This window comes from Nonomuraea sp. NPDC003214 (genome assembly GCF_053590035.1).
This window is the reverse complement of the sequence record NZ_JBSFSX010000004.1, coordinates 184,563-208,925: the sequence shown is the minus strand read 5'-3', so window position 1 is coordinate 208,925 and position 24,363 is coordinate 184,563. Positions and strand designations below refer to the sequence as shown.

The 24,363-nt window shown below is 71.3% G+C and carries 19 protein-coding genes; 6 read left to right on the top strand and 13 right to left on the bottom strand.

Annotation, left to right across the window (positions count from 1 at the left end; all coding sequences use genetic code 11):
- Positions 1 to 44: 44 nt before the first annotated feature.
- Positions 45 to 1,013 carry a serine hydrolase gene (locus ACWDXC_RS13400; protein WP_449981276.1) on the top strand — a complete coding sequence of 323 codons (969 nt, stop codon included), beginning with the start codon at positions 45 to 47 and terminating at the stop codon, positions 1,011 to 1,013.
- 52 nt (positions 1,014 to 1,065) lie between these two features.
- On the opposite strand, the gene ACWDXC_RS13395 is transcribed toward ACWDXC_RS13400, so the two are convergent.
- The 3 genes from ACWDXC_RS13395 to ACWDXC_RS13385 form a co-directional block, all read right to left on the bottom strand.
- Positions 1,066 to 1,980 (bottom strand): LysR family transcriptional regulator, encoded by a 915-nt coding sequence (locus ACWDXC_RS13395; RefSeq protein ID WP_357586807.1) that lies wholly within the window; start codon positions 1,978 to 1,980, stop codon positions 1,066 to 1,068.
- Positions 1,981 to 2,042: 62 nt separating this feature from the next.
- Entirely contained in the window at positions 2,043 to 3,806 is a 1,764-nt protein-coding gene (arc, locus tag ACWDXC_RS13390) for a proteasome ATPase (protein WP_219514687.1), read from the bottom strand.
- 204 nt (positions 3,807 to 4,010) lie between these two features.
- A complete protein-coding gene (locus ACWDXC_RS13385; RefSeq protein WP_219514694.1) occupies positions 4,011 to 4,862 on the bottom strand; it encodes a tRNA (adenine-N1)-methyltransferase in 852 nt (283 codons plus the stop codon).
- Positions 4,863 to 4,917: 55 nt separating this feature from the next.
- Here ACWDXC_RS13385 and ACWDXC_RS13380 point away from each other — a divergent pair, with 55 nt between their 5' ends.
- Both ACWDXC_RS13380 and ACWDXC_RS13375 read left to right on the top strand, forming a co-directional pair.
- On the top strand, positions 4,918 to 6,024 hold the full coding sequence (locus tag ACWDXC_RS13380) for a GNAT family N-acetyltransferase (RefSeq protein ID WP_449981273.1): 1,107 nt from the start codon (positions 4,918 to 4,920) through the stop codon (positions 6,022 to 6,024).
- A gap of 117 nt (positions 6,025 to 6,141) precedes the next feature.
- Positions 6,142 to 6,702, top strand: coding sequence for a hypothetical protein (locus ACWDXC_RS13375; protein ID WP_449981271.1), 561 nt, complete (start codon positions 6,142 to 6,144; stop codon positions 6,700 to 6,702).
- 163 nt (positions 6,703 to 6,865) lie between these two features.
- Here ACWDXC_RS13375 and ACWDXC_RS13370 read toward each other — a convergent pair whose 3' ends face one another.
- Together ACWDXC_RS13370 and ACWDXC_RS13365 are read right to left on the bottom strand one after the other, a co-directional pair.
- Positions 6,866 to 8,446 carry an FHA domain-containing protein gene (locus tag ACWDXC_RS13370; RefSeq protein ID WP_449981269.1) on the bottom strand — a complete coding sequence of 527 codons (1,581 nt, stop codon included), beginning with the start codon at positions 8,444 to 8,446 and terminating at the stop codon, positions 6,866 to 6,868.
- 228 nt (positions 8,447 to 8,674) lie between these two features.
- Positions 8,675 to 9,811, bottom strand: coding sequence for a site-2 protease family protein (locus tag ACWDXC_RS13365; protein WP_449981267.1), 1,137 nt, complete (start codon positions 9,809 to 9,811; stop codon positions 8,675 to 8,677).
- Positions 9,812 to 9,957: 146 nt separating this feature from the next.
- Here ACWDXC_RS13365 and ACWDXC_RS13360 point away from each other — a divergent pair, with 146 nt between their 5' ends.
- The 3 genes from ACWDXC_RS13360 (at position 9,958) to ACWDXC_RS13350 (ending at position 12,727) form a co-directional block, all read left to right on the top strand.
- On the top strand, positions 9,958 to 10,818 hold the full coding sequence (locus ACWDXC_RS13360) for a RecB family exonuclease (protein WP_449981265.1): 861 nt from the start codon (positions 9,958 to 9,960) through the stop codon (positions 10,816 to 10,818).
- Positions 10,819 to 10,889: 71 nt separating this feature from the next.
- Entirely contained in the window at positions 10,890 to 12,047 is a 1,158-nt protein-coding gene (locus tag ACWDXC_RS13355) for a sensor histidine kinase (protein ID WP_449981263.1), read from the top strand.
- Complete coding sequence (locus ACWDXC_RS13350; protein WP_219514710.1) at positions 12,044 to 12,727, top strand: response regulator; 684 nt, start codon at positions 12,044 to 12,046, stop codon at positions 12,725 to 12,727. Before ACWDXC_RS13355 ends, ACWDXC_RS13350 begins: the two co-directional genes overlap by 4 nt.
- A 28-nt stretch (positions 12,728 to 12,755) precedes the next feature.
- Here ACWDXC_RS13350 and ACWDXC_RS13345 read toward each other — a convergent pair whose 3' ends face one another.
- The 8 genes from ACWDXC_RS13345 to metH form a co-directional block, all read right to left on the bottom strand.
- Positions 12,756 to 13,781, bottom strand: a complete 1,026-nt coding sequence (locus tag ACWDXC_RS13345; protein WP_219514718.1) for an ABC transporter ATP-binding protein — start codon at positions 13,779 to 13,781, stop codon at positions 12,756 to 12,758.
- Positions 13,778 to 14,803 (bottom strand): ABC transporter ATP-binding protein, encoded by a 1,026-nt coding sequence (locus ACWDXC_RS13340; protein ID WP_449981260.1) that lies wholly within the window; start codon positions 14,801 to 14,803, stop codon positions 13,778 to 13,780. The genes ACWDXC_RS13345 and ACWDXC_RS13340 overlap by 4 nt, the downstream gene beginning before the upstream one ends.
- Positions 14,800 to 15,813, bottom strand: coding sequence for an ABC transporter permease (locus ACWDXC_RS13335; protein WP_219514722.1), 1,014 nt, complete (start codon positions 15,811 to 15,813; stop codon positions 14,800 to 14,802). Before ACWDXC_RS13335 ends, ACWDXC_RS13340 begins: the two co-directional genes overlap by 4 nt.
- Positions 15,814 to 15,898: 85 nt before the next feature.
- Positions 15,899 to 17,668 (bottom strand): ABC transporter substrate-binding protein, encoded by a 1,770-nt coding sequence (locus ACWDXC_RS13330; RefSeq protein ID WP_449981258.1) that lies wholly within the window; start codon positions 17,666 to 17,668, stop codon positions 15,899 to 15,901.
- 46 nt (positions 17,669 to 17,714) lie between these two features.
- Positions 17,715 to 18,707: an ABC transporter permease gene (locus ACWDXC_RS13325; RefSeq protein ID WP_219514732.1), complete on the bottom strand. Its 993-nt coding sequence runs from the start codon at positions 18,705 to 18,707 to the stop codon at positions 17,715 to 17,717.
- A 226-nt stretch (positions 18,708 to 18,933) separates the two neighbouring features.
- The gene (locus ACWDXC_RS13320) at positions 18,934 to 19,416 is read right to left on the bottom strand and encodes a cellulose synthase (protein WP_449981256.1); all 483 of its coding nucleotides are present in this window, start codon (positions 19,414 to 19,416) and stop codon (positions 18,934 to 18,936) included.
- Positions 19,417 to 19,935: 519 nt separating this feature from the next.
- Positions 19,936 to 20,580, bottom strand: a complete 645-nt coding sequence (locus ACWDXC_RS13315) for an HAD family hydrolase (RefSeq protein WP_357586795.1) — start codon at positions 20,578 to 20,580, stop codon at positions 19,936 to 19,938.
- Between the two features lie 302 nt (positions 20,581 to 20,882).
- On the bottom strand, positions 20,883 to 24,344 hold the full coding sequence (gene metH / locus ACWDXC_RS13310; protein WP_449981254.1) for a methionine synthase: 3,462 nt from the start codon (positions 24,342 to 24,344) through the stop codon (positions 20,883 to 20,885).
- Positions 24,345 to 24,363 lie beyond the last annotated feature (19 nt).

The window sequence follows — 24,363 nt, the reverse complement described above, 5'->3', positions numbered from 1 at the left end:
GGGGCGGGCTTCGGGCCGGAGGGGGTGCGCGGGAGGTTGCGGGGTTGTTGCGGGAGGTCGCCGCGGTGGTGGAGGCCGCGGCTCAGGCGGGTGACGGCTCGGGGACGATCGGCGGGGCGCTGGAGCGGATCGCGGCGGCGTGCCCCGGCACGCTGGCCGTGGCCGTGCGGCCGGCCGCGCTGGCGCCGCCCGGTGTGCCGTTCGGGCCGGTCCCCGAGGGGAGCAGGCCGCCGGCGTCCGGCGGCGAGGTTCCGGAGCGGGACGGTCAGCCGGCCGCCCGCGCCGCCCTCCCGGACGACGGGCCCGGCCTCGAGGCGTACGGGCAGGCGCACCGGGAGCTGTCGCTGAACGAGGACGTGGAGCTGCCGCTGGCCAGCGTCGGGAAGCTGCTCCTGCTGGCCGAGGTGGCGATGAGCGTCGACGGCGGCATCCTGGACCCGGACGAGCCGGTGCGGGTGCACGACGACGACTACTGCGGCGGGTCGGGCCTGCTGCTGGGCCTGTCGGCGCGTACGTGGACGGTCGGCGACCTGGCCCTGATGACGGCGGCGGTGAGCGACAACACGGCGACGAACGCGCTGCTGCGCCGCATCGGCCTGGACCGGGTGAACGCGGCCGGCGCGGCGCTCGGGCTGACCCGTACGCGGCTGCTGGACCGGATCAGGGAGCCGCGCGGCCCGGAGCATCCGCCGACGTTCGCGATCGGCACGGCCGGGGAGCTGGCGGGGCTGGCGGCGCTGGTGGCGGGCCCGGCCGGGTGGCAGGTGCTGATGCGCGAGTGGATGCTGGCCAACACCGACCACGGCCTGGTCCCGGCGGTGCTGGGGCATGACCCGGAGGGCGGCAGGGTCGCCTGCAAGACGGGCACGGACGACGGCATCCGTACGGACGTGGGGCTCATGGGCCCGCTCGCCTACGCGGTCCTCGCCGGCGGCCCGCCGGGCTCGGACCAGGACCTGGTGCGGGCGGTCCGCCTCACGGGCGCCCTGATCGCCGCCGCCGCGGCCCGGTAGGAAGCCTGCGGTACGGGCGCGCCCCCGGGAAACAGGGGGCCGCCCGGGGCCGTCAGCTCGGCAGGGAGTTGCGGAGCTGGGCGGCGGCGGTGCGGAGGTAGGCGGTGAAGGACTTGGCCGCCGGGTTGGGGTTGGTGGCGCGCCGGGCGACGCCGATGCGGCGGTGCAGCTGCGGCGTCTGGAGGCGGCGGATCTGGACGCCGGTGACGCCGTGCAGGCCGAGGCTGGGCACGAGCGCGACGCCGAGCCCGGCCCGGACGAGGCCGATCGTGACCTCGTAGTGGTCGCTGCGGCAGCGGATCTGCGGGGTGAAGCCTTCGAGGGCGCCGGCCCGTTCGAGGATGGAGACGGGGTGGTCGGCGCCGAACGTGGTGATCCACGGCTCGTCGGCGAGGTCGGCGAGGCGGATGCGCGGCCGGCGGGCGGCGGGGTGGCCGTTGGGGACGACGAGGAGCTGCGGCTCGTCGAGCAGCGGCAGCACTTCGATGCCTTCGGGGCACTCCCACGGGTCGAGCGCGTGCTCGAAGACGACGAGGATGTCGAGGGCGCCGCGTTCGAGGTCGGTCAGGAGCTCGAACGGCTGCCCTTCGACGAGGTCGAGCGTGACGGCCGGGTAGCGGCTGGCGAAGCGCGACAGGGCGAGCGGCACGAGGCGGTAGCCGGCGGAGGCGAAGAAGCCGATGCGCAGCGCCCCGGCGTCGACGCGGGCCTGGGCGCGCAGGTCCTTCTCGGCGGCTTCGAGGATGTCGACGACTTCCTGGGCGCGGTGGGCGAGGCGGCGGCCGGCGTCGGTGAGGCGCAGGCTCTGCGCGTTGCGTTCGACGAGGCCGACGCCCGCTTCGTCCTCCAGGCGGGCGAGCTGGTGGGAGACGGCGGAGGGCGACAGTTTCAGCTCGCGGGCGGCGGCGGCGATGCTGCCGGCGCGGAACACCTCGAGGAGGACGCGGAGGCGGTTGCTGCTGAGCACCCTCCCACGATAGGAGCCGCCGACCAGCGCTTTCGACGCGGCCGGCGGCTCCTCTCGGGGTCTTACAGGTATTGGCCGGTGTTGGCGACGGTGTCGATGGACCGGCCGGCTTCGGCGCCCTGCTTGCCGGAGACGAGCGTGCGGATGTAGACGATCCGCTCGCCCTTCTTGCCGGAGATGCGGGCCCAGTCGTCGGGGTTGGTGGTGTTGGGCAGGTCCTCGTTCTCGGAGAACTCGTCCACGCAGGCCGCGAGCAGGTGCTGCACCCGCAGGCCCTTCTGGCCGCTTTCGAGGAACTGCTTGATGGCCATCTTCTTGCCTCGGTCGACGATGTTCTGGATCATCGCGCCGGAGTTGAAGTCCTTGAAGTAGAGGACTTCCTTGTCGCCGTTGGCGTAGGTCACCTCGAGGAAGCGGTTCTCCTCACTCTCGGTGTACATGCGCTCGACGACGCTCTGGATCATGCCGTGGATGGTGGCCTCGCGCGACTGCCCGTGCTCGGCGAGGTCGTCCGGGTGGAGGGGAAGGTCGGCGATCAGGTACTTGGAGAAGATGTCCTTGGCCGCCTCGGCGTCCGGCCGCTCGATCTTGATCTTGACGTCCAGGCGGCCGGGCCGCAGGATCGCCGGGTCGATCATGTCCTCGCGGTTGGAGGCGCCGATGACGATGACGTTCTCCAGGCCCTCGACGCCGTCGATCTCCGACAGCAGCTGGGGGACGATGGTGTTCTCGACGTCGGACGAGACGCCGGAGCCACGGGTGCGGAAGATCGAGTCCATCTCGTCGAAGAACACGATCACCGGGGTGCCCTCGGAGGCCTTCTCACGCGCGCGCTGGAAGACCAGGCGGATGTGCCGCTCGGTCTCGCCGACGTACTTGTTGAGCAGCTCCGGGCCCTTGATGTTGAGGAAGAAGCTCTTGCCGGACTGGCCGGTCTTCTCCGCGACCTGCTTGGCCAGGGAGTTGGCGACGGCCTTGGCGATGAGCGTCTTGCCACAGCCGGGCGGGCCGTAGAGCAGGACGCCCTTGGGCGGGCGGAGCTTGTGCTCACGGAACAGGTCGGCGTGCAGATAGGGCAGCTCGATGGCGTCCCTGATCTGCTCGATCTGCCGCATGAGGCCGCCGATCTCCTCGTAGGAGATGTCGGGCACCTCTTCCAGCACGAGCTCTTCGACTTCGGACTTGGGGATGCGCTCGTAGACGTAACCCGAGCGCGGCTCCAGGAGCAGCGAGTCCCCGGCCCTGATGGGCTGGCCGACGAGCGACTCGGCGAGCCGCACGACCCGCTCCTCGTCGGCGTGCGAGATGACCAGGGCGCGCTTGCCCTCGTCAAGGAGCTCCTTGAGCATCACGATCTCGCCGACCTCTTCGTAGCCGAGTGCTTCGACCACGTTGAGCGCCTCGTTGAGCATGACCTCCTGGCCACGCCGCAGCGAGTCGACGTCGACGGCGGGGCTGACGTTCACCCGCAGCTTGCGGCCGCCGGTGAACACCTCGATCGTGCCGTCTTCCCGGGCCTCCAGGAAGGTGCCGAACCCGGATGGCGGCTGCGCCAGCCGGTCGACCTCCTCCTTGAGGGCGACGATCTGATCCCTGGCCTCCTTGAGCGTTGCCACCAGGCGCTCGTTCTGGCCGGTCACGGCCGCGAGGTTAGCCTGTGCTTCGTGGAGACGCTCTTCGAGGACTCTGGCCTGACGGGGTGACTCGGCAAGCTTCCGCCTCAGCGCGGTGATCTCCTCCTGGAGGAAGGAGACCTGTGTTGAAAGATCAGCGACCTCCCGTTCGCGCTGCGCGGCTCGAGCCTCAGCATCATCGCGAGCTGCCACGCCCCGTCACCTCCTTCCCAGTCGAGGGCGACTACTTAGGACCTTACCTATCTCGGGCCCCTCCGTAACCTGGCCGGGCAGTGTTCGTACAGTGACAATCAGTATTTGGTGAATAATCCCCAATAGTGCGTTTAATACTCCCAGCATATGCACACGGTGATCTGTTCCCGTGTCACGCGCCAACGCACCCTCGTGGCCAAATTGTCATAGTTCCTCGGTCGTCCCCTTCGGTCGTCGGCGGCGCGGCGGCGGGGTCACGCCGTCGGCCATGCGACGGGCGGAGACGAGGAATCCCGTGTGGCCGATCATCCGGTGATCGGGCCGGACGGCGAGCCCTTCGACATGCCAGTCGCGAACCAGGGTCTCCCACGCCTGAGGCTCGGTGAAACTCCCGTGATCGCGAATGGCCTCGACGGTTTTCGACATCTGGGTGGTCGTGGCCACGTAACAGCAGATCACGCCGCCCGGCGTGAGCGCCTTGGCGGCGGCGTCGACGCACTCCCAGGGAGCCAGCATGTCGAGGATGACGCGGTCGACGTCGCTCTCGTCGATCGAGGCGACGAGGTCGCCCACGACCAGGCGCCAGTTGTCGTCCATGGGGCCGCCGTAGAACTTCTCCACGTTCTTGGCCGCCACGTCCGCGAACTCCTGGCGGCGCTCGTACGAGGTCACGTGCCCCTCGGGGCCGACGGCCCGCAGCAGGAAGCACGTCAGCGCGCCGGAGCCGACGCCGGCCTCGATCACCCGGGCGCCCGGGAAGATGTCGGCCATGCCGACGATCATCGAGGCGTCCTTGGGGTAGATGACCGCCGCGCCGCGCGGCATCGCCAGCGTGTAGTCCTGCAGCAGGTGGCGGAAGGCCAGGTACTGGGTGCCGCCGGAGGAGCGCACCACGGAGCCCTCGGGCTGACCGATCAGCTCGCTGTGCGGGATGGCGCCCTTGTGCGTGTGGAAGACGCCGTCCTCCTTGAGCGTGATCGTGTGGCGCTTGTTCTTGGGGTCGGTGAGCTGCACCTGATCCCCGGGCCGGAACGGCCCATGCCTGCGGAAACCCATGGCGGCAAGGTTATAGGGCTTTCGAGCACGTCTGGACGCGCGATATCAATGGGGGATGTTCCCTCGTGAAGTGATCTCCGTCGGCTCCCTGGTGCTGCGCGTCCCGGGCGCGGACGACGCCGACGCCATCGTCGCCACCTGCGACGATCCGGTGTCGGCCAGGTTCCTCCCCTTGCTGCCTTCGCCTTACACACGGCAGGACGCGCTGGCGTACCTGGCTCGCGCGGAGGAGAAGTGGGACGAGGGCGCCGCGGAGTTCGCGATCACCCAGGACGGCCGCTACGTGGGCGCCGTCAGGGTGAGCGCGCCCGACAGGTGGGGGACGGTGCGGCTCGGCTACCTGGTGTCGCCGTGGGCGCGCGGCAAGGGGGTGGCCTCGGCGGCGGCGCGCGGGCTGAGCGACTGGCTGCTCGACCACGGCGTGGCGCGGGTCGAGCTGGAGGCCGAGGTGGAGAACGTGGCGAGCCTGCGGGTGGCCTACCGCTCGGGCTTCACCGAGGAGGGCCGCAGGCGCGACGCCAAGACGCTGCGCGACGGGCGGCGGACGGACGTCGTGACGTTCGGCAGGATCGGCCGCGACCCGGCCGGGCTCTGGGAGCCGTTCCTGCCGTTCTTCGCCGGCGGGGAGCTGTCCGACGGGGTGGTGTGCCTGACGCCGATGACGGTGGACGACGCCGGCGCCTTCCACCGGATGCTCCAGGAGCCGAGCGTGGCCGAGTACGGCGTGGGCATCGCCAACTCGCCGGCCGACGACGAGCGCCGCTGCCGCTACACCGGCTACTTCTGGGTGTCCGGGCAGCGGGTCGAGCTGGCGATCAGGGACGCCGGGACGGGCGAGTTCGCCGGGCACATCCAGCTCGTGCAGATCGTCCCCGAGTTCGGGCAGGCCATGGTGGGCTACTCGCTGACCGAGCGCTTCCGCGGCCGGGGCTTCATGACGCGGGCGGTGCGCCTGCTGACCGGGTGGGCGTTCGCCGAGACGCCGCTGCACCGGATCGTCGCCGGCACCGACGTGTCCAACACCGCGTCGCAGGCGGTGCTGGAGCGCGCCGGGTTCGTCCGTGAGGGGATGCGCCACAAGCTCCTGCCGAAGGCCGGCGGCGGCCACGCGGACGAGCTGTGCTGGGTCCTGATGCGTCCCGATGCAGGCGAGAAATCCTGATTACCGCTTTGAGGTCTGGCCAAGGGGCGCGCGGCGGAAGATACTCCGAGTCACCGCCCCTGCAATCAGCGTGAACGAACGGCTTGGTCCTGAGCGCCTCAGCCGAGGGATGTCACGATGCCAGACGAACGTGTCCATGTCGCCATGCGCGAGCTCATCTCCGCGTTCTCCTGCCTGGACCGGGCGGGGCTGACCGATCGCCTGGCGCGCGCCGCCGCGACGGTCGCCCGCGCCGCCTACGCGGGGTTCGTCCGCTGCGATCCGCTGCGTGAGGAGGCGCACGCCGTCCACACGCACGGGCCGCCGGGCGATCCGCTGCGGATGCGGGCCTGGCTGGCGGAGTCGGGCGTGCTCAAGGAGCTGGCCGCCGCGGACGGGCCGGTGTGCCTGGCCCGGGACGTCTCGGTGGGCGCGCCCGGCTTCCTGGCCACGCCGGTGCCGCTGACGACGTGCGACCACGTGTCGCTGTGGGTGGCGGGCCGCGCCTTCGACGCGGCCGACGAGCACCTGCTGGGCCGCTTCGCCACCGCCGCCGGGCGCGCCCTGGAGGCCGCCGGCGACCTGGAGGCGGCCACCCGCCTGCTGCGCGGCGTGCAGGCCTTCACGCCGCCCCGCCGCCCCCGCGTTCCCGTACGTCCGCAACAGCGGATCCGGCCGCCCGTAACCGGCCCGGATTGACCCGTACGCCGTTTCCGTACGCACGCTGTTCCGCACGTCCGGCGTTTCCCGGGCGTCCAGCGTTTCCCGGGCGTCCGGCATCCGAGGCGTACGGGATTTCCCGCACGCACGGCGTTTTCCCGGCGGGCAGAGCCGCGTGGTGAATGCGCGCCGGGGAAACGGTTCAGCCGCGGTGGGCCTCGAAACGCAGCGTCCGTGAGACGCCGACGCGCACGGTCGTGCCGGGCGCGATCGTGACGGGCTCGTTGGGCGGGATGTCGTAGAAGTTCGGGTCGCCGGGCGGCTGGATCTGGGTGCCGTTGACCGAGCCGAGGTCGACCAGGTTGACGTCCCAGCCGTCGAGCGCCACCCGCAGGTGCCGCCGCGAGACCGAGCCGTCGGGGCTGGTCACCTTGGCGGGGCGGGCGTTGCCGCCGGCCACCTCGGGCGCCCGCTCGGGGTCGCGGCCGAGCAGGTAGTCGCTGTCGAGCGGCAGCGCGGTGCCGTCGTCGAGCACGAGCACGCCGAGCTGCGGGCGCGGCCCCTTGTACGGGACGAGCGAACGCTGCACGAGCGCGATGCCGCACACCGCGCAGTAGGGGGCGCGCGGGTCGTTGAAGTGGTCGTTGGTGCAGTCGACGCCGTAGACGAGCGGCCGGTCGCCGTGGTCGGGCTGCTCGTGGCCGGGCTGTGAGTGTCCCTGTGGGTGCCCCTGCGGGTCGAACGGCGGGGGCGGCCCCTGCGGCTGGTCGAACGGCTCCGGCGGCGGGCCGAGGTGCGGCGGGTGGTCGCCGGGCGGCGGGCCCAGGTGCGGCGGCGGGTCCTGCGAGGGCGGGCCCATCAGGGGCGGGCCTGGCTCGAAGTGCTCCTGCTGCGGCGGGGCCTGCTCGTACTCGGGGACGGTGCCGTTGCCCGGCGCGGGCGCGGGCTCGTCGTAGCTGGGGAACGGCGGCGGGCCCGGCGGCCCGGGATGCTCGGCCCCCGGCGGCGCGAGGTGCGGCTGCGACGGCGGCTGCGGCTGGATCTGGGGCTGGGACTGCGGCTGGGGGTGGTGGGGCGCCGACGGCGGCTGCGGCCGGAACTGCGGGCCCGAGGGCGGGCCGGGCTCGGGGCCGGACAGCGGGTAGGGCGGGGCCTGGGCCGGCGGCTCGGCGCGCGGCAGCAGGTCGGGCTCCATGTGCAGGGCCGTGTTGGGCATCTCGCTGGTGAGCGACCTGGAGCGCTCGGCCCGCTCGGAGCGCTCGTCGGCGCCGGACCGGCTGCCGGCGCCGACGGGCTCGCCCGGCTCGTCCGCGTCGCCGGGGGCGGCCGTGATGCCGCCGCCGTGCACGACGCCGCCGGAGAAGCCGACGGCCGGGTGCGGGTCGCGGGCGCCGGGGAGGCTGAGCTCGATCCGCTCGACGGGGCCGGCGATGAGCCGGTCGGACCAGGTGAGGGAGTCGCTGCCGGCCAGGCGGGTCTCGCCGGAGGCGGTGGTGACGGTGGCCGAGGCCGAGCCGCTGACCAGGACGGCCACGCCGCCGCCGACCGGGCCCGCGACCGCGCAGGTGGCCGGGTCGCCGGCCATGTTGGCGGCGAGCACCTGGGCGGCGCGCCGGGCCAGCGCCCTGCCGTCGCCGCCGGAGGCGGCCGTCTCGCGCAGCGCCTCGATCAGGCCGGTGCCGGCGGCCTCGTCCACGTCGCACACCAGCAGCAGGCCGCCCAGATAGGCGACCAGGCCGTCGCCGGGAAGCGGGCGCACGGTCCCGAAGCCGTGGTCAGTCATGAGTCCTCCCCCATGACCGTGCTGCGCTCGGTCACTCAACTCTCCTTACCGAAAGCCGACGGTATGACGGCACTCATACGCATCCCGGACGCGAGGCCGTCGCGCCGCCCCCCAACTGTGCAAGCTCGGGCAAACAGCACACTATCGGCCAGACGTCGCAGCATCGAAACTCCGGCGTCCCGATCAATGACATTATCCGGGGCCGGTCGCTTAGACGAGTGGGACAAATCAGACGCCGATGAAGACGCGGTTGACGTCGGCGGTGGCGAGCACCCCGTAGATCTCCCCACCCCGCTCCACGAGCAGGTACTCGCCCGCGGGCGCCTCGCGCATGGCGTCGATGAGCGCCTCGCCCTCCAGGTCGGCGGCCAGCACCACGGACGGCTCCAGCGACTTGGCCAGCGCGCCCACGTCGACCCAGGGCCGCCGGTGCTCGGGGGTGGCCTGCACGGCCGACTCGTTGACGATCGCCAGCGGCCTGCCGTCGTGGTCGACCACGACGAGCGCGCCCGCCCGGCTCTCGGCGGCCTGCCGCAGCGCCTCGGCCAGCGGCGTCCCGGCCGTCACCGGGATCGCCCGGCGCGCCAGCCCGCGGGCGTTGAGCTGCGGGATGCGCGCCCGGAACCGGGCCGCCTTGAGCGACTGCCCGGCGGCCACCCAGATGAAGGAGGCCAGCACGAACGGCCAGATGAGGTCGCGCGGGTCGAGTTCCTGACCGGACATCGTGGACATCGCGAACGGGATCGCCACCAGCGCCACGGCGAGGATCCGGCCGCCCCACGCGGCGGCGACCGTGCCGGCGCCGGGGCTGCTGGTCAGCTTCCACACGCCGGCGCGCAGCAGCCGCCCGCCGTCGAGCGGCAGGCCGGGCAGCAGGTTGAACACGCCCACGATGAGGTTGGACACCCACAGCTGCCAGATCAGCACCTCCGGGATGCCCCCGCCGTTGATCAGGAACTCGTCGGCGGCGTAGCCGATCCCCGCCAGGCCCAGCGACAGCACCGGGCCCGCCGCCGCGACCATGAACTCCTTGCCGGGCGTGGGCGGCTCCTTCTCGATCTCCGACACGCCGCCCAGCAGGTAGAGGGTGATGCGGCGCACCGGCAGCCCGTAGGCCTTGGCCAGCACGCTGTGGGCCAGCTCGTGCAGCAGGACCGACACGTACAGGAGCACCGCGAAGACGAACGCGACAGCGTAGGCGGCGCCGCCGGACAGGTGCGGCAGCATGTCGCGCACGGTGTCGCCGAACAGCCAGGTGATGAAGGCCGCGACGATGAACCACGTCCACGACACGTAAACCGGGATCCCGAAGGGCTTCCCCATCCGGATGCCCGAGAACTCCTGCCGCGGGCTCTGCTCGCTCACCGCACTCCTCGCCGTCCACGCCGCCACCGGCCGCATCACTGGCCGCATCACCGGATGCCGCCGCTGCCCTTGATGCTACGCGCCGGACCACGTGATCCAGGACTCGCCGCCGTATTATGTCGGGCCGGTGACCTAGAGTGCGGTGCATGACGCTGACCGAGCCGGTGATCATCGGAGCCCTCTCCCCGTCCCGGGCGGGCGACTTCATGACCTGCCCGCTGCTCTACCGGTTCCGGGTGATCGACCAGCTTCCGGAGAAGCCGTCGCAGGCCGCGGTGCGCGGCACCGTGGTCCACGCGGTCCTGGAGCGGCTCTACGACCTGCCCGCGCCGCGCCGGTCGGTGCAGGCCGCGCTGGAGCTGCTGGAGCCGCAGTGGGAGCGCCTGCTGGCCGAGGAGCCGCTCTACGGCGAGATGTTCGCCGACGACGCCGAGCGGGCCGACTGGCTGGCGCAGGCGCGGGCGATGCTGGAGCGCTACTTCACGCTGGAGGACCCGACCCGGCTGGAGCCCGCCGAGCGCGAGCTCTACGTGCAGGCGGTGCTCGACGGCGGGCTGATGCTGCGGGGCTACGTCGACCGGCTCGACGTGGCGCCGACCGGCGAGGTCCGGGTGGTCGACTACAAGACGGGCAGCGCGCCGGGGCCGGAGTGGGAGGCCAAGGCGCTGTTCCAGATGAAGTTCTACGCGCTGGTGCTGTGGCGGCTGCGCGGCGAGGTGCCCCGGCTGCTGCAGCTCGTCTACCTGGGCGGCCGGGGCGAGGTGCTGCGTTACGCGCCCGACGAGGCCGACCTGCTGGCGACCGAGCGCAAGGTGCGGGCGCTGTGGGCGGCGATCGAGCGGGCGCTGGAGACCGGCGAGTGGCGGTCGCGGCCGAGCCGGCTGTGCGACTGGTGCGACCACCAGGCGCTGTGCCCGGAGTTCGGCGGCACTCCCCCGCCGGTGCCCGACCGCCAGCCCGGCGACACCGTCCGGAGCAACCGGCGGGCGGCCAGCGACGAGCTGTAGTCCCCCCTCCTGGCCCGGGATCCTTCTTGGGGAGGAGGTTCCGGGCTCTCACCTGGGCCTACAGTGAAGCGGTGCGCACCGGCCGAATGACGTTCCATGACTCGGTCCTGGCCCTGCTCGTGGCCGTGGGTTCGGTGCCGCTGTTCCTGCTCCAGAGCGCCGCGCGCGCCGAGTGGACCCGCGCGCCCGACGCGTTCGGCGTGGCGCTGGTGCTGCTGATGTCGGCGCCGGTGGCCGTGCGCAGGTCGTGGCCGCTGGCGGGGCTGTGCGCGAGCCTGGTGCCCCAGACGCTGCTGGCCGCGCTCGGCTACGGGTTCGGGCCGGCCGCGCCCGCCGGGCTGGTGCTGCTCTACTCGGTGGCGGCCCACCGGGGGCTGGCGGCGGCGCTGTGCGCGCTGACGCTGTCGCTGGCCGTCTACACGGTGGGGGTGTCGGCCGGGCCGGTGACGCCGGCCCGCTGGAGCGACCACCTAGTGGTGATCGTGGTGCTGGTCGCGCTGTGGGGGGCCGGGCGGAGCCTGCGGCTGCGCCGCGCCTACCTGGCCGAGCTGAAGGACCGCGCGGCCCGGCTGGAGCGCGCGCACGCGGCCGACACGCGGGCGGCGCGGGCCGAGGAGCGCTCCCGGATCGCCCGCGAGCTGCACGACGTGGTGGCCCACCACGTGAGCGTGATGACGGTGCAGGCGGCCGCCGCCCGCAAGGTGCTGGCCTCCGATCCGGAGCTGGCCTGCGAGGCGCTGTCGGCGATCGAGAACACCGGCCGCGTCGCGATGGCCGAGATGCGCGACCTGGTGGGCGTGCTGCGCGCCGGCACGCGGGCCGAGCTGGGGCCGCAGCCGGGCCTGCGCGACCTGCCCGCGCTGGTCGAGCAGATGCGCGAGGCCGGTCTCGACACGGGCCTGTCGGTGCACGGCGAGGCCGGGCGGCCGCTCCCGGCGGGCGTCGACCTGGCCGCCTACCGGCTGGTCCAGGAGGGGCTGACCAACAGCCTGCGGCACGCGGGCACGGGCGCCCGCGCCGAGGTGACGGTCCGCCACGCGCCGGGCGAGCTGGACGTACGGGTCGAGGACGACGGACTGGGCGCGGCGGCCGCGGCCCGGCCGCCCGGTCACGGGCTGGTGGGCATTCGCGAACGCGTGGCCCTCTATGGTGGGATCATTGACGTGGGCCCGAAGTCGGGGGGCGGTTTCGAGGTGCGGGCGAGGTTCCCGTTGAAGGACGAGCGATGACGATCAGAGTCCTGCTGGTCGACGACCAGCCGCTGCTGCGCACCGGTTTCCGCCTGATTCTCGAGGCCGAGCCCGACATCACGGTCGTGGGCCAGGCGGGCGACGGCACCGGCGCGCAGGAGCAGACCCGGGCGCTGCTGCCCGACGTGGTGCTGATGGACATCCGCATGCCGGGTGTCGACGGGATCGAGGCGACCCGCCGGATCGTGCGCGAGGCGGCGCCGGCGGCGCACGTGCCGAAGGTGCTCGTGCTGACCACCTTCGACCTCGACGAGTACATCGTGGAGGCGCTGCGCTCGGGCGCGTCGGGGTTCCTGCTGAAGGACGTGCCGCCGGACGAGCTGGTGCAGGCGATCCGGGTGGTGGCGGCGGGCGACGCGATCGTGGCGCCGAGTGTGACCCGGCGGCTGCTCGACCGCTTCGCCGCCCGGCTTCCCCCGGCCTACGAGCAGGCCACCCCGGCCCGGCTCGACCGGCTGACCGACCGGGAGCTGGAGGTGCTGCGGCTGATCGCCAAGGGCATGTCCAACGCGGAGATCGCCGCCAAGCTCGTGGTGAGCGAGACCACGGTCAAGACCCACGTCGGCAACGTGCTGACGAAGCTGGGGCTGCGCGACCGGGTGCAGGCCGTCGTGCTCGCGTACGAGACTGGCCTGATCACGCCGGGCGCCCTGTCCTGACCCGCGGGCCGGGACAGGGCGCGGCGCGTCAGTCCTTGCCCGCCTCGCCGGCCGTGGCGGCGGCGACCGGGGCGTTCTCCGGGAAGTGGCAGGCGACGCTGTGGCCGCTCGCCAGCGTCTCCAGCGGCGGCTCCACGGTCTTGCAGATCTCCTGCGCCTTCCAGCAGCGGGTGTGGAAGCGGCAGGCGGGCGGCGGGTTGAGCGGGCTGGGCACGTCGCCCTTGAGCCGGATGCGCTCGCGCTCCTTGCGCGCCTTCGGGTCGGGCACCGGCACCGCCGACAGCAGCGCGTTGGTGTAGGGGTGCATGGGCGAGCTGTAGAGGCGCTTGCGGTCGGCGATCTCCACGATCTTGCCCAGGTACATGACCGCGACCCGGTCACTGATGTGGCGCACCACCGACAGGTCGTGCGCGATCACCACGTAGGTGAGGTCGAGCTCCTTCTGCAGGTCTTCCAGCAGGTTGACGACCTGGGCCTGGATCGACACGTCCAGCGCCGAGACGGGCTCGTCGGCGATGATGAGCTTCGGCTTGAGCGCGAGCGTGCGGGCGATGCCGATGCGCTGGCGCTGGCCGCCGGAGAACTCGTGCGGGTAGCGGTTGTAGTGCTCGGGGTTGAGCCCGACCAGCGCCAGGATGTCCTGGACCGCCTTCTTGACGCCGTTCTCGGTCCGGACGCCCTGGATGCGGAACGGGGCGCCGACGATCGCGCCGACCGTGTGGCGGGGGTTCAGCGACGAGTAGGGATCCTGGAAGATCATCTGCATGTCGCGGCGCAGCGGGCGCAGCTTGCCCTGGCTCAGGTGGGTGATGTCGCGGCCCTCGAACTCGACCGAGCCGCCGGTCGGCTCCAGCAGGCGCGTGACGAGCCTGCCGGTGGTCGACTTGCCGCAGCCGGACTCCCCCACCAGGCCGAGCGTCTCGCCCTTGAACACGTCGAAGCTGATGCCGTCGACCGCCTTGACGGCGGCGACCTGCTTCTTGAACAGGCCCGCGGTGACGGGGAAGTGCTTCTCCACGTTCCTGACGGACAGAAGCGGCTCGTTCTCGCTCACTGGGTCTCCAGCACTGGCTTGATCTCGTTCTCCCACAGCGACCGCCGCTCCGTCCTGGGCATGTGACAGCGCACCAGGTGGCCGCGCTCGGTCGGCGCCAGGTCCGGCACCTCGGTGGACGCCCGCCCCTCGGTGCGGTCGGCGTACGGGCAGCGCGGGTGGAAGGCGCACCCGGGCGGCACGTTGATGAGGGACGGCGGCGAGCCCTTGATGGGCAGCAGCCGCTCGGTGGGCTCGCGGTCGAGGCGAGGCATCGAGCCCAGCAGCCCCCACGTGTAGGGGTGCTCGGGGTTGTAGAAGATCTCGTCGGTCTTGCCGTACTCGACGCACTTGCCGCCGTACATGACGAGGATGTCGTCGGCCAGCTCCGCCACGACGCCGAGGTCGTGGGTGATGATGATGAGCGCGGAGTTGAACTCGCGCTGCAGGTCACGCATCAGGTCGAGGATCTGGGCCTGCACGGTGACGTCGAGCGCGGTGGTCGGCTCGTCGGCGATGAGCAGCTCGGGGTCGCACGACAGCGCCATGGCGATCATCGCGCGCTGGCGCATGCCGCCGGAGAACTCGTGCGGGTAGCTGTCGACGCGCTTGCCGGGCTCCGGGATGCCGACGCGGCCGAGCAGGTCGACGGCGTGCTTGCGCGCCACCTGCTTGCTGACGTCGTTGTGGATCCGGTACGCCTCGATGATCTGGTGGCCGACCGTGTAGTAGGGGTGCATGGACGACAGCGGATCCTGGAAGATCATCGCCATCTTCTTGCCGCGCAGCCCGCGCACCTGCTCGGCGGGGGCCGAGACGAGCTCCTCGCCGTCGAGCCAGATCTCGCCGGAGATCTTGGCCCGGCCGCCCTTGTGCAGGCCGAGGATGCCGAGGCTGGTCACGCTCTTGCCGGAGCCGGACTCGCCCACGATGCCGAGCGTCTGGCCGCGCTCCAGGCCGAAGGTGAGCCCGTCGACGGACTTGACGACGCCGTCGTCGGTCGGGAAATGGATCTTGAGATCCTTGACGTCCAGGAAGCTCACGACAACCTCACCCTCGGGTCGACCCAGGCGTAGAGCAGGTCGACGATCAGACTCGCGACCACGACGAAGCAGGCGGCGAACAACACCACGCCCATCACCTGCGGCAGGTCCTGGTTGCGGATGGCCAGGATGGCGAACTGGCCGAGCCCGGGCAGAGTATAGGTGGTCTCGGTGAGGACCGCGCCGCCGATGAGGAGGCCGAAGTCGATGCCGAAGAGGGTGAGGATCGGCGTCAGCGCGGCCCGCAGGCCGTGTTTGACGACGACGTCGCGTTCGCTCAGGCCCTTGGCCCTGGCGGTGCGCACGTAGTCCTCGCCCATGGTCTCCAGCATGCCGGCGCGGGTGAGCCGGGCGTAGGTGGCCGCGAACAGGAACGCCAGCGTGATCCAGGGAAGCAGCAGGTTGAAGGCCCACTGCGCCGGATTCTCGGTGAAGTCCGTCCACGAGCCGCCCGGTGGTGTCCAGCCCAGCCCGTAGCTGAAGACGACCAGCGAGAGCATGCCGGTGAAGAAGATCGGCAACGACACCCCGGCCAGCGCGGTGCCCATCGACAACCGGTCGAAGAAGGTGCCGCGCCGCAACGCGGAGATGACGCCCACGGACACGCCGCCCAGCACCCAGAGCAGGGCCGCGCCGATGGCCAGCGAGAACGTCACCGGCATCCGGTCCAGCAGGTCCGGCCACACGGGCTGGCCGGAGATGAAGGAGTAGCCGAAACAGGGCGCGGGGCACTGCTCGACCCCGGCGCCGTAGTCGTACTCGGCACCGGCGACAATGCCCTTGGCGAACCGGCCGTACTGGACGATGACCGGGTCGTAGAAGCCGAGCTTCTGCGCCACCAGGTGCACCGTCTCCGGTGTGGCCGCGCGGCCGACGTACCGGGAGGCCATCGCCTCGGGACTGGATCCGGCCCACTGCGGCACCACGAAGAAGATGCCGAAGGTGACCATGCTGATGACGATCAGCATGGCGATGGCGCCGATGAGTCGTCTGATGATGTATGTGAGCACCGCTGCCGGCCGGATGGCCTGCCCGTCGCCGGGCAGGCCATCCCTGCCTTCACCTGCCTTCGCTAGTTCCCCGAAGCCCGCCTGGTCACTCCACGCCGAGCAGGGCGTAGTCGTACTGGCTCTGGCCCTCGTTGTAGGCGAGGTTGGTCACGCCCTGGCCGCGCAGGAGCAGCGACTTGGCCCACACCACCGGGAGGATGGAGGCGTCCTCCATGACGGCCTTGTCGACCTCGACCCACAGCTTGTTGCGCTTGGTCTCGTCGAGCTCGACCTTGGCCTGGTCGATCAGGCCGTCGACCTTGTCGCTCTTGACGCTCAGGTTGTAGTTGCCCGCGGGGCGGATGGTGCGGCTGTCGACGATGGCCTGCATGAAGCCGTAGCCGTCAGGCCAGTCGGAGCCCCAGCCGTGGGCGGCGAGGCCGACGCCGTTCTTCTTGACGTAGTTGACGTTGCCGGCGTAGTCCGAGAAGTAGCTGGAGCCGGGGAAGCCCTTGAGCGTCAGCTTGATGCCGACCCGGGCCAGCGCCTGCTGCATCGACTCGGCCAGCGCCTTCTCGCGCGGACGGTCGGCGCGGAAGGTCATCGTGGTGGAGAAGCCGTTCGGCTGGCCGCAGGCGGTCAGCGCGGCCTTGGCCTTCTCGACGTCGCCCTTGTTCTCCGGCGTCGCGTACAGGTCGAACTTCTCCTGGCCGACGATGGGCGGCGGCATCACGTTCGTGGCGATCTCGCCGCCGGCGACCTCGCCGCCGAAGGCGGTCTGGTTGGCGACGCGGTCGGCGGCCCACATGACGGCCTTGCGGCACTCGATGTTGTCCAGCGGCGGGGTGTCCGGGATCACCGAGACGTACCAGAGCCTCGGGATCGTCGGGTTGTCCGTGCGGGCCTTCAGCGCCGGGTCGGGCAGCACCTTGCCGAGAGCGGCCGGCTGCATGCCGGTGCCCTGGACGTCGAGGTGGATGTCACCGGAGATGAGCTGGTTGTCCACGTCGTCGGCGTTGACGTTGAGCTGGACCTCGATCTTGTCCGGCAGCGCCGGGCGGTTCGGGTCGGTCGCCGGGTCCCAGTTCTCGTTACGGACCAGGCTGAAGCGCTTGCCGGCCTCGTTCGTCTCGAACTTGTACGGGCCGGAGGAGATCACGTGCTCCTTGTACTTCGCGCCGGTGTCCTTGTCCTTGGGCACCGGGGCGGTCATCGGCATCTGCACGATGTAGTCGAAGGAGGCGAACGGCTCCTTCAGGTGGAAGACGACGGTGGTGTCGTCGGTCGCCTCGACGGCCGAGCTGTAGTCGGCGTCCGGGGTCTTGTAGACGCCCTTGAAGTCCTTCGGCCAGTCGAGCAGCTCGTTGAGGTAGGACGGGCCGTGCGGGAAGGTCTCCTTGTCGTACGACCGCGCCACCGCGTAGGCGACGTCCTTGGCCGTGATCGGAGTGCCGTCCTCGAACTTCAGACCACTCTTGATCTTGTACGTCCAGGTCTTGCCCTCGTCGCTCGGCTCGCCCAGCGCCTCGGCCAGGTCCGGGACGACCGTGTTGCTGTCCTTGCCGGGGCCCGTCTTGTACGTCGTCAGCGTCCGCCAGTAGTACCGGCCGAAGTTGAACGAGTAGCCGTAGTAGGTGTCAGCGGGGTCCAGGCTGTCCCAGTCTGCATAGTTCGCGACTTTCAGCGTGCCGCCCTTCTTGGTGGAAGGGTTGAACACCTCGGTGAGCGCGGCGTTGAACGCGGGTTGCGCGGCAGCGCCGGACGCCGACTGGGCGGGCTGCTGGGAATTGCTGCCGCCCCCTCCGCCGCCACAGGCGGAGAGCACCAGGGCCAGCGTCGCTGTCGCGGCCGCTGCCAGTGCGGATTTCCTTCTCATTGACTACCCCTTGTTAGTGGAGATGGGGATGGAGCAGGGCGAAGGGTCAGTGCGCCCGCGGGTCGAAGGCGTCCCGAAGGCCGTCGCCGAACAGGTTGAACGCCAGGACAGTGATGAAGATCGCCAAGCCGGGGAAGAGCACGAAGTGCGGCAGCGTGTAGAAGCGCACCGCCTCCGAGAGCATGCCGCCCCAGGTGGGGGTCGGCGGGTTGATGCCGACGCCCAGGAACGACAGCGCCGCCTCGAACAGGATGTTCGTCGGGATCAGCAGCGTCGCGTAGACCAGGATCGGCGCCATCAGGTTGGGGAGGATCTCGCGGAACAGGATGTAGCCGTTGCGCGCGCCCAGGCTCCGTGCCGCGTCGACGAACTCGCGCTCGCGCAGCGACAGCGTCTGGCCCCGGACGATGCGGCCGATGCTCGGCCAGCTGAAGAAGCCGATGATGAACACGAGCATCGCGATGCGCAGCCCGTTGCCCTCCAGCCCGAACCCCTTGTCGGGGATGACGCCGGCCAGCGCGATGGCGAAGACCAGCAGCGGGAAGGCGAGGAAGACGTCCATCAGGCGGCCGATGATCTGGTCGGCCCAGCCGCCGAAGTAGCCGGCGATCACGCCCATGACCGTGCCGATGACGACCGACACCAGCGTGGCCAGGATGCCGATGAGCAGCGAGATCCAGGCGCCGGCGACGATGCGGCTGAAGATGTCACGGCCGTTGACCGGCTCGACGCCGAGCAGGTATTCGCTGCTCATGCCGCCGAAGTCGCCCTTGGGCAGCAGCGTGCTCTGGTCGATCTGGTCCTGGTGGAACTCCAGGGGCGGATGGCCGAGCAGGCTGATGATGGGCGAGGAGAAAATCGCGACCAGGACGAGCAGGATCACGGTGATCCCGCCGGCCAGCGCCACCTTGTCACGGCGCAGCCGCATCCAGGCGATCCGGCTCAGGGAACGCCCCTGGACGGCCTTGCCCGCTCCCTCGAGCACGGACTCCGGGCGCGCCTCCGAGGCGGAGCCGGAAACGTCAAGCGGTGCGGTCATGCCGGATAGCCCCCTGATTTTCAGACGACGTTGTCTGCTCGTTCGCAATACAGACCGCTCGTCGCGACCTCAGGAGGCAGGATCTATGCCCTGAGCTGCGCTGACTAGTCCCTCGGACCGCAGTGTGGCTCAACTGTGATTCACGCGAAACTCATTCGTATTGATCTTGACGAGAATGTCAAGACCCCGTCCCGGTTGCGTCTCGGAACTGTGACACGGGAACCGCTCAGCTGATGCCCCGGCGTCGCAGCAGGTCCTCGATGTCGGAGAAGTCGTCATCGCCCTTGGCGGCCTTCTTCTGCTCCACCGCCGGCTTCGCGGGCGCCGCCTGAGACGCCTTCCCGGCCGCCGCGGGCGCCTGAGCTGCGGGAACCTTCTCCGCCTTGGCGCGCCCCGCGCCCCTCAGCTTGCGTCCGCGCATCACACCCGACGCCACGAACAGCACCACCGACAACCCGGCCACCGCCACGCCCGCCCACACCATCGGATTGAACACCAGGCTCGTCACGAACCCCACGACCGTCGTGCCGATCGTCCACAACGCCTGGAGCGCCCCGGTCAGATAGGCGGCCAGCGGCAGCAGCGCCCACGCCGCCGTCCGCATGCCCGACGCCGCGCCGCGCCGCCGGAACGCCAAGAAGCTCAGGAACAGCCCGGCGAGGGTCAGCCCGGTGCAGAGCGGGAACCATGCGATCGTTTCGAAAGGCATTCGGGGCCACCTCCGTCGTCGGTTACCTCTCCATCCTGGCACGCGATATGGCGCGTGTTCCTCCTCCCCGAGAACCACCCGACCCTTAGGGGACGAACGCCCCACCCGTACGGGACCGGCCCCCTATCGTCACCCAACCGCCCCGATCCCGCCAGCCCACCCTTTTCGGGCCGGGCTTCCGCGGGTGCCGCTTCCCACGGGGTGCCGCCGGGCCAGAGCGCCACCTCGCGGGAGCACCCGCGAGATGGCCCCGCGAGACGACCCCGTGGAGGGCGCGCCTCGCGGTGGCCCTTCCCGGGAGGCGCCGTCTGCCGGCGGGCGAGGGCCTCCGCATGTGAGGGGTGGCCGTTCATACGGGGTGGCCGTTTATGCGGGGGTGGCCGTCACGGAAGGCGTCCGGCGGGACGCCTTCCGGATGAGGGTCCCGGCTTCTCGGCGGTGTGGGGCCTATCGGGCGTCTCGCCGTACGGGCGCGGCCTCGTACGGCGTTGTGCGCCCCTCAGGAGGACGGGAGCGAGGTCAGGCGGGGATGAGGGCGCGCAGGTCGGCGGGGGTGACTTCGGTCAGGGAGGAGACGACCAGGCGGCCCGGCGCCGGGTCGATGGGCAGCAGGCTGGGCACCGCGACCACCGCGCACCCGGCGGCCGTGCCGGCGGCGACGCCGTTGGGCGAGTCCTCCAGCACCACGCAGCGCACCGGCTCCACCCCGAGCAGGCGGGCGGCCGTCAGGTACGGCTCGGGGTCGGGCTTGGTGCGGGTCACGTCGTCGGCCGTCACGATGGCGTCGAACCGGTCGCGGCCCACGGCCTTCAGCACCGCGTCCGCGATCTCCCGCAGCGACGAGGTCACCAGCGCCACCGGCACCCCCTCGTCCCGCAGCGCGTCGAGCAGCTCCGAGGCGCCCGGCATGACCTCGACGCCGCCGTTCAGCGTCGTGACCATCCCGCTGACCATCCACTCGCGCACGGTCGCCTCGGAGGCGTCGGAGCCGGACACGGCCAGCATGTACTCCACGGTGCGCTCCATGGAACCGCCGACGAGGTGCGTCTGGTGCTCCGGCGACCACTCGCCGCCGAGCCGCGCCATCACGCCGGTCTCGATCTCCAGCCACACCTTCTCGGTGTCGACGAGCAGACCGTCCATGTCGAAGAAGACCGCTTCCACACATCCCCCGTTCCAACGAAAAGGCGGCGTCGCCGCCGCTGCACATCCGCCTTCCACCGTAGGCGGTCCCCCCGGACCCGCCCCAAGGGGGGCCGCATATCGCCCACCCGACGGCACATCCCCAGATGTCGTACGGGCCCCGTACCAGTGGAAACCGGCCCGCCCCGGAGGACGCAGGCAGAGCGCCGGACGGCTTCGGGGCGGACGGGACGGGCGGGCGGGACGGCACGGGACGGACGGCACGCGACGGGGAGGGACGGGCGGGGCGGCCGGGCAGGGCGCGACCGCCCCGCCCGCTTCCGTCAGACGTTGAAGTACTTGGCCTCCGGATGGTGGGCCACCAGGGCGGAGGTCGCCTGCTCGGGGTGGAGCTGGAACTCCTCCGACAGCGTGACCCCGATGCGCTCCGGGTCGAGCAGCTGGAAGAGCTGGACCTGGTCCTCCAGGTTGGGGCAGGCGGGGTAGCCGAAGGAGTAGCGGCAGCCCTGGATGTTGACCTTGAGCATGTCGTCCAGCGACTCGTCGCCGCCGATCCGCCACTCGGAGCGGACCCGGGCGTGCCAGTATTCGGCCAGCGCCTCGGTGAGCTGCACCGACAGGCCGTGCAGCTCCAGGTAGTCGCGGTAGGCGTCCTTGGCGAACAGCTCGGCCGTGGCCTCGGAGATCTTGCTGCCCATGGTGGCGATCTGGAAGCCGACGACGTCGACCTCGCCGGAGTCCTTGCCGCGGAAGAAGTCGGACAGGCACAGGTGCCGGTCGCGGCGCTGGCGCGGGAAGGTGAAGCGGGTGCGCTCGTCGCCCTTGTCGTCGAGGATGATCAGGGAGTCGCCGTCGCTCACGCACGGGAAGTAGCCGTAGACGACGGCCGCCTCCAGCAGGCCCTCGGTCTGCAGGCGCTCCAGCCACATGCGCAGCCGGGGCCGCCCCTCGGTCTCGACGAGCTCCTCGTAGCCGGGGCCGTCGCCGCCCCGGGTGGGCTTGAGGCCCCACTGGCCGAGGAACAGCGCGCGCTCGTCGAGGAAGGAGGCGTAGTCGGCGAGCGGGATGCCCTTGACGATGCGGTCGCCGTGGAAGGGCGGCGTGGGCACCGGGTTGTCGGCGGCCACGTCGGAGCGGGAGGGCAGCTCCTCGACGGGGGTGCGGTCGAGGACGGCGCCGGTCTTGACGCGGCGCTCGCGCAGCGGCGGCAGGGTGGCGCCCTCGACGCCGCGCTTGACGGCCATGAAGGCGTCCATCAGCCGTAGGCCCTCGAAGGCGTCGCGGGCGTAGCGGACCTCGCCGGGGAACAGCTCGGCCAGGTCCTGCTCGACGTAGGCGCGGGTGAGGGCGGCGCCGCCGAGCAGCACCGGGTAGCGGTCGGACAGGCCCCTGGACTTCATCTCCTCCAGGTTCTCCTTCATCACGACCGTCGACTTGACCAGCAGGCCGGACATGCCGATGACGTCGGCCCGCTGCTCGTCGGCGGCCTCCAGGATGGCGGAGACGGGCTGCTTGATGCCGAGGTTGACGACCTCGTAGCCGTTGTTGGACAGGATGATGTCGACGAGGTTCTTGCCGATGTCGTGCACGTCGCCCTTGACGGTGGCGAGCACGATGCGGCCCTTGGTCTCACCCTCGACCCGGTCCATGTGCGGCTCGAGGTAGGCGACGGCGTTCTTCATCACCTCGGCCGACTGCAGCACGAACGGGAGCTGCATCTGGCCGGAGCCGAACAGCTCGCCGACCGTCTTCATGCCGTCGAGCAGCACGTCGTTGATGATCTCCAGTGCGGGCCGCTGGGCCAGGCCCTCGTCGAGGTCGGCCTCCAGGCCCTTCTTCTCGCCGTCGATGATGCGCCGCTTGAGCCGCTCCCACAGGGGCAGCGCGGCCAGCTCCTCGGCCTTGCCGGCGCGCATCGCGGCGGCGTCGACGCCCTCGAACAGGTCCATGAACCGCTGCAGCGGGTCGTAGCCCTCGCGGCGCCGGTCGTAGACCATGTCGAGGGCGACCTGACGCTGCTCGTCGGGGATGCGCGCCATCGGCAGGATCTTGGAGGCGTGGACGATGGCGGAGTCGAGCCCGGCGTTGACGCACTCGTTGAGGAAGACCGAGTTGAGCACCATGCGGGCGGCCGGGTTGAGGCCGAAGGAGATGTTGGACAGGCCGAGCGTGGTCTGCACGCCGGGGTAGCGGCGCTTGAGCTCGCGGATGGCCTCGATGGTCTCCAGCCCGTCGCGCCTGGTCTCCTCCTGGCCGGTGGCGATGGGGAAGGTGAGGCAGTCGACGATGATGTCCTCGACCCTCATCCCCCAGTTTCCGGTCAGGTCCTCGATCAGGCGGGTGGCGACGCGCACCTTCCACTCGGCGGTGCGGGCCTGGCCCTCCTCGTCGATGGTGAGGGCGACGACGGCGGCGCCGTGCTCGCGGACCAGGCGCATGATGCGCTGGAAGCGGGAGTCGGGGCCGGTGCCGTCCTCGTAGTTGACGGAGTTGACGACGGCGCGCCCGCCGAGCATCTCCAGACCCGCGCGGATCACCTCGGACTCGGTCGAGTCGATCATGATCGGCAGGGTCGAGGCGGTGGCGAGCCGGAAGGCGAGCTCCTTCATGTCGGCGACGCCGTCGCGGCCGACGTAGTCGACGCACAGGTCGAGCATGTGCGCGCCGCCGCGGGCCTGGTCGCGGGCGGTCTCGACGCAGTCGTCCCAGCGGCCTTCGAGCATGGCCTCGCGGAAGGCCTTGGAGCCGTTGGTGTTGCAGCGCTCGCCCACGGCCAGGTAGGAGGTGTCCTGCCGGAACGGGACGGACTGGTAGAGGGAGGACGCGGCGGGCTCGGGGTGCGGGCGGCGGGCGGCGATCTCCCGGCCGCGCACGGTCTCGACGACCTGGCGCAGGTGCTCGGGGGTGGTGCCGCAGCAGCCGCCGACGAGCGACAGGCCGTAGTCGCGGGAGAAGGTGTCGTGGGCGCCGGCGAGCTCGCCGGCGCTCAGCGGGTAGTAGGCGCCGTCGGCGGTCAGCACCGGCAGGCCCGCGTTGGGCATGCAGGACAGCCGCAGCCGCGAGTGGCGGGCCAGATAGCGCAGGTGCTCGCTCATCTCGGCGGGGCCGGTGGCGCAGTTGAGGCCGATGACGTCGACGCCGAGCGGCTCGATGGCGGTGAGCGCGGCGCCGATCTCCGAGCCGAGCAGCATGGCGCCGTTGGTCTCGATCGTCACCTGGGCGATGATCGGCACGTCGCGGCCGGCCGCCTCGATGGCCCGCTTGGCGCCCACGACGGCGGCCTTGACCTGGAGGAGGTCCTGGCAGGTCTCGATGATGAGCGCGTCGGCGCCGCCGGCGATCAGGCCGGCCGCGTTGTCGCGGTAGGCGTCGCGCAGCGTCGAGTAGGGCAGGTGGCCCAGCGTGGGGAGCTTGGTGCCGGGGCCCATGGAGCCCAGCACGAAGCGCGGGTGCTCCGGCGTGGACCAGTGGTCGGCGCGCTCGCGCGCGATGCGGGCGCCGGCCTCGGAGTATTCGTAGACGCGGGCGCCGATGTCGTACTCGCCGAGAGCGCTCAGGTTGGCGCCGAAGGTGTTGGTCTCGACGCAGTCGACGCCCACCGCGAAGTAGGCGTCGTGGACGCCGGCGACGATGTCGGGCCGGGTGACGTTGAGCACCTCGTTGCAGCCCTCATGGCCCTGGAAGTCGTCGAGCGTCGGGTCCTGCGCCTGCAGCATCGTCCCCATGGCGCCGTCGGCGACGACCACGCGCTGGGACAGCACATCACGGAAGGAGGAGATGCTCATGGTCCAAGACTATCGGCTG